Annotated in this window: 8 protein-coding genes; 7 read left to right on the top strand and 1 reads right to left on the bottom strand. The window is 33.8% G+C overall.

The window, feature by feature from the left end; all coding sequences use genetic code 11:
* The first annotated feature begins 229 nt into the window (after nt 1-229).
* The 5 genes from ystJ (at nt 230) to pyk (ending at nt 6484) form a co-directional block, all read left to right on the top strand.
* Nucleotides 230-1462: an NADP-dependent malic enzyme gene (gene ystJ, locus CD150_RS03800; RefSeq protein WP_064208848.1), complete on the top strand. Its 1233-nt coding sequence runs from the start codon at nt 230-232 to the stop codon at nt 1460-1462.
* 75 nt (nt 1463-1537) lie between these two features.
* A complete protein-coding gene (gene accD, locus CD150_RS03795; RefSeq protein ID WP_046206869.1) occupies nt 1538-2404 on the top strand; it encodes an acetyl-CoA carboxylase, carboxyltransferase subunit beta in 867 nt (288 codons plus the stop codon).
* A complete protein-coding gene (locus tag CD150_RS03790) occupies nt 2397-3341 on the top strand; it encodes an acetyl-CoA carboxylase carboxyltransferase subunit alpha (protein WP_103161355.1) in 945 nt (314 codons plus the stop codon). The genes accD and CD150_RS03790 overlap by 8 nt, the downstream gene beginning before the upstream one ends.
* 393 nt (nt 3342-3734) lie before the next feature.
* Nucleotides 3735-4703, top strand: a complete 969-nt coding sequence (gene pfkA / locus CD150_RS03785) for a 6-phosphofructokinase (RefSeq protein ID WP_046206871.1) — start codon at nt 3735-3737, stop codon at nt 4701-4703.
* A gap of 20 nt (nt 4704-4723) precedes the next feature.
* A complete protein-coding gene (gene pyk, locus CD150_RS03780) occupies nt 4724-6484 on the top strand; it encodes a pyruvate kinase (protein ID WP_073341742.1) in 1761 nt (586 codons plus the stop codon).
* A 427-nt stretch (nt 6485-6911) separates the two neighbouring features.
* Here the strand turns inward: pyk and CD150_RS03775 are convergent, their stop codons facing one another.
* Nucleotides 6912-8276, bottom strand: a complete 1365-nt coding sequence (locus tag CD150_RS03775) for an amino acid permease (RefSeq protein ID WP_073341743.1) — start codon at nt 8274-8276, stop codon at nt 6912-6914.
* A 352-nt stretch (nt 8277-8628) separates the two neighbouring features.
* Here CD150_RS03775 and CD150_RS03770 point away from each other — a divergent pair, with 352 nt between their 5' ends.
* Both CD150_RS03770 and icd read left to right on the top strand, forming a co-directional pair.
* Nucleotides 8629-9747, top strand: coding sequence for a citrate synthase (locus CD150_RS03770; protein WP_064208851.1), 1119 nt, complete (start codon nt 8629-8631; stop codon nt 9745-9747).
* Nucleotides 9748-9796: 49 nt separating this feature from the next.
* The gene (gene icd / locus CD150_RS03765; protein ID WP_064208852.1) at nt 9797-11065 is read left to right on the top strand and encodes an NADP-dependent isocitrate dehydrogenase; all 1269 of its coding nucleotides are present in this window, start codon (nt 9797-9799) and stop codon (nt 11063-11065) included.
* Nucleotides 11066-11183: the final 118 nt, after the last annotated feature.

The following is an 11183-nucleotide window of genomic DNA, read 5'->3' as shown; positions in this document are numbered from 1 at the left end:
GTCTATAAACTATGATATAGTAAACTGATGGTTAAGTTGTTACTTACCATCAGTTTATATTAAATGAAAGTTTAAATACTACATGTAAAATATATGTTTTTATTACAAAAGTTATCATACAACATGTGCTTATGATTTAATGCTAACGATAACATTTGTAATTTTTGTTAGATTGTAATAAAAATGTATATGACTGATTAAAATTATTGAATGTAAGGGGTAGGTTTACATGACATTAAGAGACGACGCACTAGAAATGCACAGAATTAATCAAGGTAAATTAGAAGTTACACCAAAAGTTCAAGTGACCAATAAAGAAGAGCTAAGTTTGGCATATTCACCCGGTGTAGCTGAACCATGTAAAGAAATACATGAAGACCCTAGAAAAGTATTTGAATATACAATGAAAGCAAATACAGTCGCGGTTGTTACAGATGGTACAGCTGTACTTGGATTGGGAAACATTGGTGCAGAAGCTAGTATTCCAGTAATGGAAGGGAAAGCAGTTTTGTTTAAAAGTTTTTCAGGCATTGATGGTGTGCCGATTGCACTAAATACTACGGATACAGATGAAATTGTAAATACGGTAAAATTATTAGAACCAAACTATGGTGGCATTAATCTTGAAGATATTTCTGCACCACGTTGTTTTGAAATTGAAGCGCGTTTAAAAAAAGAAACAAAAATACCTGTTTTTCATGATGACCAACATGGTACTGCAATTGTAACAGTTGCAGGTATGATTAATGCACTGCGCATTATAGATAAAGAATTATCTGATATAAAAGTGGTACTTAACGGAGCAGGTGCAGCAGGTATGGCAATTGTTCAATTGCTTTATTCATATGGTGTTAGAGATATGATTATGTGTGATTCCAAAGGTGCTATTTACGAAGGTCGTTCTTATGGTATGAATGATACAAAAGCATTTGTAGCTAAATGGACAAATAGAGATAAAGTAGAAGGCTCGTTAAGTGATGTCATAAAAGATGCTGACGTATTTATTGGCGTTTCTGTAGCCGATTTGTTAACAAAAGAAATGGTTGAATCAATGGCTAAAGATCCAATTATATTTGCTATGGCAAATCCGAATCCTGAAATCAATCCTGATGTGGCAAAAGAAGCAGGTGCTAAAGTAATTGGAACTGGTCGTTCGGATTATCCAAATCAAATCAATAATGTCCTTGCATTTCCTGGTATTTTTAGAGGTGCATTAGATGTAGAAGCTACGCATATAAATGAAGAGATGAAACAAGCTGCAGTAGAAGCAATTGCAAATTTAATTAAACCAGAAGAATTAAATCCAGATTACTGTATTCCTGGTCCGTTTGACAAACGTGTGGCACCTTCTGTTGCTAGAGAAGTTGCAAAAGCAGCAATGGAAACAGGGGTAGCAAGAACAGATATGGACCCAGAAGAAATTTATAATAAAACAATGAAATTAACAGATTTAGATAAATAATATTCATGAATACTGATCTCAAAATATTGTGTTTATAATATTGGGAAGACAGTAATGGTTAAGTGGAGGTTTAAAATGTTTAAAGATTTTTTCAATAGAAGTAGTAAAAAGAAAAAGTATGTGACTGTTTCCGATTCAAAACAAAGTGATGTTCCAGCAGGAATTATGACAAAATGCCCGAAATGTAAGAAGATCATGTATACTAAAGAATTAGCTGAAAATTTAAATGTATGTTTCAATTGTGATCATCACATCGCTTTAACAGCGTATAAAAGAATTGAAGCCATTTCTGATGAAGGTACATTCACAGAATTTGATAAAGGAATGACCTCTGCGAATCCATTGGATTTTCCAAGTTATGAAGAAAAAATTCAAAAAGATCAACAAAAAACAGAGTTAAATGAAGCTGTTGTTACTGGTACAGCACATTTAGAAGGTATTGAATTTGGCGTAGCTGTGATGGATGCTAGATTTAGAATGGGTAGCATGGGCTCAGTGGTTGGTGAAAAGATATGTAGAATTATAGAATATTGTACTGAGCATCGTTTACCGTTCATCCTATTTTCTGCTAGTGGTGGCGCTAGAATGCAAGAAGGTATCATATCTTTAATGCAAATGGGTAAAACCAGTGTCACTTTAAAAAGACATATGGATCATGGATTGCTATATATTTCGTATATTACAAACCCAACAACAGGTGGTGTATCGGCAAGCTTTGCTTCAGTTGGTGATATTAATTTAAGTGAACCTAAAGCACTTATTGGTTTTGCTGGTAGACGAGTGATTGAACAAACGATTAATGAAAAGCTACCTGACGACTTCCAAACTGCTGAATTTTTATTAGAGCATGGACAATTAGATAAAGTTGTACATAGAAAAGAAATGAAAGTAACACTATCTAATATTTTAAAAATGCACCAAGAGGTGAAAACGAATGCTTGACTTTGAAAAGCCACTTTTTGAAATAAAAAACAAAATTGAATCGTTAAAAGAATCACAAGAAAAAAATGACGTGGACTTACAGGAAGAAATTGATATGCTTGAGGCTTCATTAGAGCGTGAAACACAAAAGGTATATACTCATTTAAAACCCTGGGATCGAGTACAGTTAGCACGCTTACAAGAAAGACCTACATCTCTAGATTATATACCACATATTTTTGATTCCTTTATTGAGTTACATGGAGATCGTAATTTCAGAGATGATCCAGCTATGATTGGTGGTATTGGTTATTTAAATGGCCAAGCAGTTACAGTTGTTGGACAACAACGTGGGAAAGATACCAAAGATAATATTTATCGTAACTTTGGTATGGCGCATCCTGAAGGATATAGAAAAGCCTTACGCTTAATGAAGCAAGCTGAAAAATTTAATAGACCTATTTTTACATTTATTGATACAAAAGGTGCTTATCCAGGGAAAGCAGCAGAAGAACGCGGTCAAAGTGAATCTATTGCTAAAAACCTTATTGAAATGGCAGCACTTAAAGTGCCAGTCATTGCGATTGTAATTGGTGAAGGTGGAAGCGGTGGTGCTTTAGGTCTTGGCATTTCGAATCGTTTATTAATGCTGGAAAACAGCACATATTCTGTAATTTCACCAGAGGGTGCATCTGCATTATTATGGAAAGATAGTAATTTAGCACAAATAGCTGCGGAAACAATGAAGATTACTGCAGAAGATTTATATGAATTGAAAATTGCCGATGAAGTTTTAAAAGAACCACTTGGTGGCGCTCATCATGATATTGAAAAGCAAGCTCAAAATATAAAAAGTGCATTTTTAAAACATTTGAATGAATTAAGTGCGTTTAGTGAACAACAAATCATAGATGATCGCTATGACAAATTTAGAAATATCGGTTCTTTTAATGAATAATTAAAAAGACACGAAATAATATACTTCTGCAAAGCCATTTTTTATAGTATTCATACTAACCATGTGGATTTTATAGTCTAAGGTTTTAAAAGAGCATTAAATTGCAATCAGGTTTACAAACCCCTGATTTCATATTAGTGCTCTTTTTTATTGAGCAAAGTAAGTCAAAAGTGGGAGTTTGAGATATCTGTTTAATAAAGTAAAGTTAAAGGTATGATAAAGTATCATTGTTTTGAAAATATAAAATATAAGGAAACGCTTTCGTATTGTAAAATGTTTTTTTACAATAATTAAAAACGTTTACATGAGTTACAATGCCCTATTTTAATGGCACCTTCTATGATTTTATGGTATTTTTAGAATAAGAAATACATGTTAGAAAGGTATGTCGTCATGAAAAAAATTGCAGTGTTGACTAGCGGTGGAGATTCACCAGGCATGAACGCGGCTATTAGAGCTGTTGTTAGAAAAGCGATTTATAATAATATTGAAGTTTACGGTGTTTACCAAGGCTATCAAGGATTATTAAACGATGATATCGAGAAGTTGGAGCTCGGTTCTGTTGGAGATACAATCCAACGTGGCGGAACTTTTCTGTATTCAGCAAGGTGTCCTGAATTTAAAGAAGCAGAAGTTCGACAAAAAGCAATAGAGAACTTGCGCAAAAGAGGTATTGAAGGCCTAGTAGTAATAGGCGGAGATGGTAGCTATAGAGGTGCGCAACGCATTAGCGAAGAATGTAAAGAAATTCAAACGATAGGTGTACCAGGTACGATAGATAATGATATCAACGGTTCAGACTTTACAATTGGATTTGATACTGCATTAAATACCATTATAGATTGTGTTGATAAAATTCGCGATACGGCTTCAAGTCATGCAAGAACATTCATCATAGAAGTTATGGGTCGTGATTGTGGAGATTTAGCACTATGGGCTGGACTTTCAGTAGGAGCTGAAACGATCATTGTCCCAGAAGTGGAAACAGATATTAAAGATGTAGCTGAAAAAATTGACAACGGAATAAGACGTGGAAAAAAACATTCCATTGTTATGGTTGCAGAAGGTTGTATGTCTGGAGAAGATTGTGCAAAAGAACTGACAAAGTATATTAATGTTGATGCGCGTGTATCTGTGCTTGGTCATATCCAACGTGGCGGCAGTCCAAGTGGCGCAGATAGAATGCTTGCTTCACGATTAGGTGGACATGCTGTAGACTTATTACTAGAAGGAAAAACAGCAATCGGCGTTGGTATTCGCAACAATGAATTAACAGACACTTCATTTGAAGAAATATTTAGGTCAAATGAACACAAGTTTGATTTTGAAACATTTGCTTTAGCAAATGAATTATCGATATAAAATACTGGGAGGCATTAATAATGAGAAAAACTAAAATTGTTTGTACAATTGGACCTGCATCTGAGTCTGAAGAAATGCTTGAGAAATTAATTAAAGCTGGAATGAATGTTGCGAGATTAAATTTCTCACATGGTGATCATGCAGAACATAAAGCTAGAATTGATAGAATTCGTGAAGTATCTCAAAAATTAGGTAAAACAGTTGCAATATTATTGGATACTAAAGGTCCTGAAATCCGTACTCACAACATGAAAGATGGTGCTATTGAACTTGAAAAAGGTACGGAAGTCATCGTAAGTATGACAGAAGTTGAAGGTACACCTGAAAAATTCTCAGTAACGTACGATAATCTAATAAATGATGTTCAAGAAGGCTCATATATTTTATTAGATGATGGCCTTATTGAATTACAAGTAAAACAAATAGATAAAGCAAACGGTGAAGTTGTATGTGATGTTTTAAACACTGGAGAATTAAAAAATAAAAAAGGCGTAAACTTACCAGGTGTTAAAGTAAGTTTACCAGGTATCACTGATAAAGATGCTGAAGATATTAAATTCGGTATAAGTGAAAATATTGACTTTATCGCTGCAAGTTTTGTGCGTCGTCCGAGTGATGTACTAGACATTCGTAAATTACTTGAAGATGGTAAAAACACAAACATTAGCATTATACCTAAAATCGAAAACCAAGAAGGTATTGACAATATTAAAGAAATACTTGAGGTTTCAGACGGTTTAATGGTTGCTCGTGGTGATATGGGTGTTGAAATACCACCTGAATCCGTACCAATGGTGCAAAAAGACTTGATCAGACAATGTAATAAATTAGGTAAGCCTGTTATCACAGCGACGCAAATGTTAGACTCAATGCAACGTAATCCTCGTGCGACACGTGCTGAAGCAAGTGACGTTGCGAATGCCATTTATGATGGTACAGATGCAGTTATGCTTTCAGGCGAAACAGCTGCTGGATTATACCCAGAAGAAGCAGTCAAAACAATGCGTAATATTGCAATTTCAGCTGAAGCTGCACAAGATTATAAACGATTATTATCCGATCGTACTAAATTAGTGCAAACTTCATTAGTTAATGCAATTGGTGTTTCAGTAGCGCATACAGCATTAAATTTAAATGTAAAAGCGATTGTAGCAGCAACTGAAAGTGGTTCTACTGCTAGAACGATTTCTAAATATCGTCCTAAATCTGATATTATTGCGGTTACACCACATGCTGAAACTGCGCGTCAATGTGCTTTGGTTTGGGGTATTCACCCTGTCGTTAAAGAAGGACGTAAAACAACAGATGCTATGTTGAACACAGCAGTTGCTACAGCGGTCGAAACTGAAAAAGTTCAAAATGGTGATTTAATCATTATTACAGCAGGTGTACCTACAGGCGAAAAAGGGACAACAAATATGATGAAATTACATCTAGTAGGTGACGAATTAGCTAAAGGTCAAGGTATCGGTAGAAATTCAGTTGTTGGAAATACTTTAGTAGTGAATGATGCGAGTGAACTTGAAGGCAAAGATTTAAGTGAAACGGTCATTGTAACAACTTCTGTAGATGAAACGCTTGTCCCTTACATTGAAAAAGCCAGTGGCTTAATTGCTGAAGAGAGCGGCATCACTTCTCCGAGCGCAATTATAGGTCTAGAAAAAGGCATTCCAACAATTGTAGGTGTTGAAAATGCGACTAAAGAGATACAAAATGATATCTTGATTACGGTAGATGCAAATCAAGGTAAAGTATTTGAAGGATATGCGAACGTACTTTAATCATAGTTACCATATGCTAAATACTTACTCATAATATAAGCAACATAAGTGATAATACAAATTAAAGATGCACTTCCATTTATAAATGGAGGTGCATTTTTTCTAGATATAAAACGTTAACATCGTTACTCGATTTATAATCGTCACTTAAAGTAATACATCATACCATAAAAACATTAACAGATTGCGCTTATTTGATTGATATATAACACATGTTAAGCACGTCAATAGTTATATGTTTAAATGATTTCGATATGATATATACACCGTGAATTGAGATATTCAAATATTATTGTTAAACACTACTCATAATGATGTAGCATCAAGTCTCTTCTTTTACAGAAATAGCCCAAGACCATTTTATGTCTTAGGCTATTGTATTAGATTATTGATGTGTTGAAGCATTCAACAATAGTTGTTGATAGGATTACTTCATATCTGAAGTAGCGAATTTTTTATATCTTAGATACATAAGACTCAAGATGATAAACCAAATAGGTGTTAAATAGACTGCTCTTCTTGTTTCTACATTTACGAAAAGTAAGCAAAATACTAAAAAGAAGAAAATCAAAATGATATACCCAATATATTTACCACCAAATAATTTATATGTAGCATTTTTGTGCATTTCTGGGTTTTGGCGATGATAATTAATGTAAGCAACAATAATTAAAGCCCAAACGACTAAAAATAGTACTGTTGAAACAGTTGTAATATATGTGAATACTAAAGTTGCGTTCGGAATAATATAGTTCAATAAGGCTGAAATTAACAATAGAGCACATGAGACTAAGATTGCTATGTGAGGCACACCATTTTTGTTTGTTTTTTCAAAAATAGGGGGTGCTTGCTTTTGATTTGAAAGCCCAAATAACATACGGCTGTTTGAAAATATACCACTATTACAAGAAGAAGCAGCAGCTGTTAATACTACAAAGTTGATGATGCCTGCTGCAAATGGAATACCAATTAAAGCAAATAATCTCACAAAGGGACTTTCTTCTGGATTAATATTGTTCCAAGGGATGATTGACATAATTACAGTCAATGCACCAACATAAAATACTAAAATTCTAATCGGAACGCTGTTGATTGCTTTTGGAATCGTTTTAGTTGGATCTTTTGTTTCGCCAGCCGTCACGCCAATCAATTCAATCCCTACAAAGGAAAAGAGTGCCATTTGAAATGACATTAAAAATCCACTCATCCCTTTTGGGAAAATACCATGTTGATATAAATTAGTTAACGAGGTGTGTCCAAATTGTGTATCGTATGCCATGACAATCATTACAATGCCAACGACAATAAGTGCTAAGATTGTAACTACTTTGATGATGGAAAACCAAAACTCTAGTTCTCCAAAAAGTTTAGCGCTTAATAAATTGAGTGACATTAAAATTAATACACAAAATAGAGCACTTATCCAATTAGGTATATGTGGGTACCAGAAACTAACGTATTTAGCAACAGCTGTAACCTCTGCCATACCTGTAATAATCCAACACAACCAATATGTCCATCCGGTAACAAATCCAGCAAATGAACCTATGTATTGATTTGTTACATCAGCAAAAGATTTAAAATTCGTATTTGTTACAAGAATTTCACCTAAGCCTCGCATAAACATAAATAACATAAATCCTATAATGATATATGTAAGTAAAATCGAAGGACCAGTTAATGCTATGGTTTGACCCGCTCCTAAGAAAAGCCCTGTGCCGATTGCACCTCCAATTGCAATTAACTGTATATGCCTATTGCTGAGTTCTCTTTGTAACTGTTGTTTTGCCATAAGTTTTAACTCCTTTATTAAGTTATTTATTATTATGATACGCAATTTAAAATAAAACAACACTTTTTTATAGTTGTATCTTAAAAAAGTCAGTGTAATATTATATTAATAATTTGTTATTAATCATGATAACCAATTAAAAACTTTGATAAATTGAAGAAAGGGTAATTACATATTAGAATGATGATATAACAACGTTCATTAATTATGGCGTGTTTATGGGCATATAAACAAATCATCATTTCTTAATGATTAACTAGGAATTTAAACTGAAATATTCACAAAAACGTAAATATTGGCTATAATAGTTTATGAAAGCCGTTTCATTATGAAATAGAAAAGGGGAATATATATGGCAGAGTTACAAAAAGGTTTAGAAGGGGTAATTGCAGCAGAAACTAAAGTGAGCTCTATCATTGATAGTCAACTTACATATGCTGGCTATGAAATTGATGATTTAGCCGAAAATGCTGAATTTGAAGAAGTAGTCTTTTTATTATGGCATTACCGATTACCTAATAAAGAAGAATTACAATCATTTAAAGAAAAACTCTTTAACTATATGACATTAAATCCTAGAGTATATAATCATTTTAAAGAGTACGCTACTAGTAATGTACATCCAATGACAGCATTAAGAACATCAGTGTCTTACGTTGCGCACTTTGATGAACATGCTGAGGATGAAAGTGAAGATCAAACGATGGAACGTGCAGTACGCATTCAAGCTAAAATCGCTTCACTTGTTACAGCATATGCTAGAGTTAGAGAAGGTAAAGAACCTGTTAAACCTAGTAGTGATTTAAATTATGCTGGTAATTTCTTATATATGTTACGTGGTGAATTACCAACAGATATCGAAGTTGAAGCATTTAATAAAGCATTGGTATTACATGCAGATCATGAGTTGAATGCTTCTACCTTTACTGCAAGATGTGCAGTGTCTTCATTATCAGACATGTATTCAGGTATTGTAGCAGCTGTCGGTTCTTTAAAAGGTCCATTACACGGTGGGGCAAATGAGCGTGTAATGAGTATGTTATCAGAAGTTAAGTCTATTGATGATGTAGATGAATACATTGATAATAAAATTAAAAATAAAGAGAAAATAATGGGATTCGGTCACCGTGTATATAAAAATGGTGATCCAAGAGCGAAATTCTTAAAAGAGATGAGTAGAAAGATTACATCCGAAACAGGCCAAAGCCAGTTATTTGATATATCTGTAAAAATAGCTGATAAAATGAAAGAAGAAAAAGGCCTTATTGCTAATGTGGATTTCTATAGTGCAACTGTATATCACAGTATGAATATTGAACATGATTTATTCACACCTATTTTTGCAGTTAGTAGAACTTCAGGTTGGATTGCACATATTCTTGAACAATATAGAGATAATAGAATTATGCGTCCAAGAGCACAATATATTGGTGAAACTAATAGAACTTATGAACCAATTGAAGAAAGATAATCACGAATTAACATAAATAAAACAATTCAAATGATGGAGGTATTTTTACATGGCAGGAGAAAAAGTAGTAAAAACAGCAGAAGGGTTAACTGTACCAAATAATCCTATCATTCCTTATATTATCGGTGACGGTATTGGACCAGATATTTGGTCAGCTGCTAGTAGAGTCATTGACGCAGCCGTAGAACAGGCTTATAACGGTGAAAAGAAAATTGAATGGAAAGAAGTACTTGCAGGTCAAAAAGCTTATGATGAAACAGGCGAATGGTTACCACAAGAAACTTTAGATACAATCAATGAATATTTAATTGCAATTAAAGGACCACTTACTACACCAATCGGCGGAGGTATTCGTTCATTAAACGTTGCACTACGTCAAGAACTTGATCTATTTACTTGCTTAAGACCAGTACGTTGGTTCCAAGGCGTACCTTCACCAGTTAAACGTCCGGAAGATACTGATATGGTTATTTTCCGTGAAAACACAGAAGATATCTATGCTGGTATTGAATTTAAAGAAGGAACACCAGAAGTTAAAAAATTAATCGATTTCTTACAAGATGAAATGGGTGCTAAAAATATAAGATTCCCAGAAACATCAGGCATTGGTGTGAAACCAGTTTCAAAAGAAGGTACAGAGCGTTTAGTTCGTGCAGCGATTCAATATGCTCTAGATAATGATCGTAAATCTGTAACTCTAGTTCATAAAGGTAATATTATGAAATTTACAGAGGGTGCTTTCAAACAATGGGGCTATGATTTAGCACATAATGAATTTGGTGATAAAGTCTTTACATGGCAACAATATGATGAAATTGTTGAAAAAGATGGTAAAGAAAAAGCTAATGAAGTTCAAGAACAAGCTGAAAAAGACGGTAAAATTATCATTAAAGATTCCATTGCAGATATTTTCTTACAACAAATATTGACACGTCCTGCAGATCACGATGTAGTAGCTACGATGAATCTTAACGGTGACTATGTGTCAGATGCGTTAGCAGCACAAGTTGGCGGTATTGGTATTGCGCCAGGCGCAAATATTAACTATGAAACTGGCCATGCGATATTTGAAGCTACACATGGTACTGCACCAAAATATGCTGGTTTAAATAAAGTAAACCCATCATCTGAAATTTTAAGTGCTTCATTAATGCTTGAGCACCTAGGTTGGCAAGAAGCAGCTGACAAAATTACTGAGTCTATCGAAAAAACAATTGCTTCAAAAGTCGTTACTTATGACTTCGCACGTTTAATGGATGGTGCAAAAGAAGTATCTACATCTGAATTCGCTGATGAATTAATCAAAAATATTAAATAAAATGACAACAAATAACAATAATGAAGTATTTTTCTAAGAAAAATAAATACTTTAGCTTAAGAGCGAGAATATGAAATCATGATTATTATGATTTCTATCTCGCTCTTTTATTTTGATT

This window comes from Staphylococcus ureilyticus, assembly GCF_002902235.1.
GTDB lineage: Bacteria > Bacillota > Bacilli > Staphylococcales > Staphylococcaceae > Staphylococcus > Staphylococcus ureilyticus.
This window is presented reverse-complemented; position numbering and strand designations above follow the sequence as displayed.

Coding starts and splice junctions, on each gene's coding strand:
- ystJ (WP_064208848.1), top strand. CDS start 230: ATGACATTAAGAGACGACGCACTAGAAATGCACAGAATTAATCAAGGT.
- accD (WP_046206869.1), top strand. CDS start 1,538: ATGTTTAAAGATTTTTTCAATAGAAGTAGTAAAAAGAAAAAGTATGTG.
- CD150_RS03790 (WP_103161355.1), top strand. CDS start 2,397: ATGCTTGACTTTGAAAAGCCACTTTTTGAAATAAAAAACAAAATTGAA.
- pfkA (WP_046206871.1), top strand. CDS start 3,735: ATGAAAAAAATTGCAGTGTTGACTAGCGGTGGAGATTCACCAGGCATG.
- pyk (WP_073341742.1), top strand. CDS start 4,724: ATGAGAAAAACTAAAATTGTTTGTACAATTGGACCTGCATCTGAGTCT.
- CD150_RS03775 (WP_073341743.1), bottom strand. CDS start 8,276: ATGGCAAAACAACAGTTACAAAGAGAACTCAGCAATAGGCATATACAG.
- CD150_RS03770 (WP_064208851.1), top strand. CDS start 8,629: ATGGCAGAGTTACAAAAAGGTTTAGAAGGGGTAATTGCAGCAGAAACT.
- icd (WP_064208852.1), top strand. CDS start 9,797: ATGGCAGGAGAAAAAGTAGTAAAAACAGCAGAAGGGTTAACTGTACCA.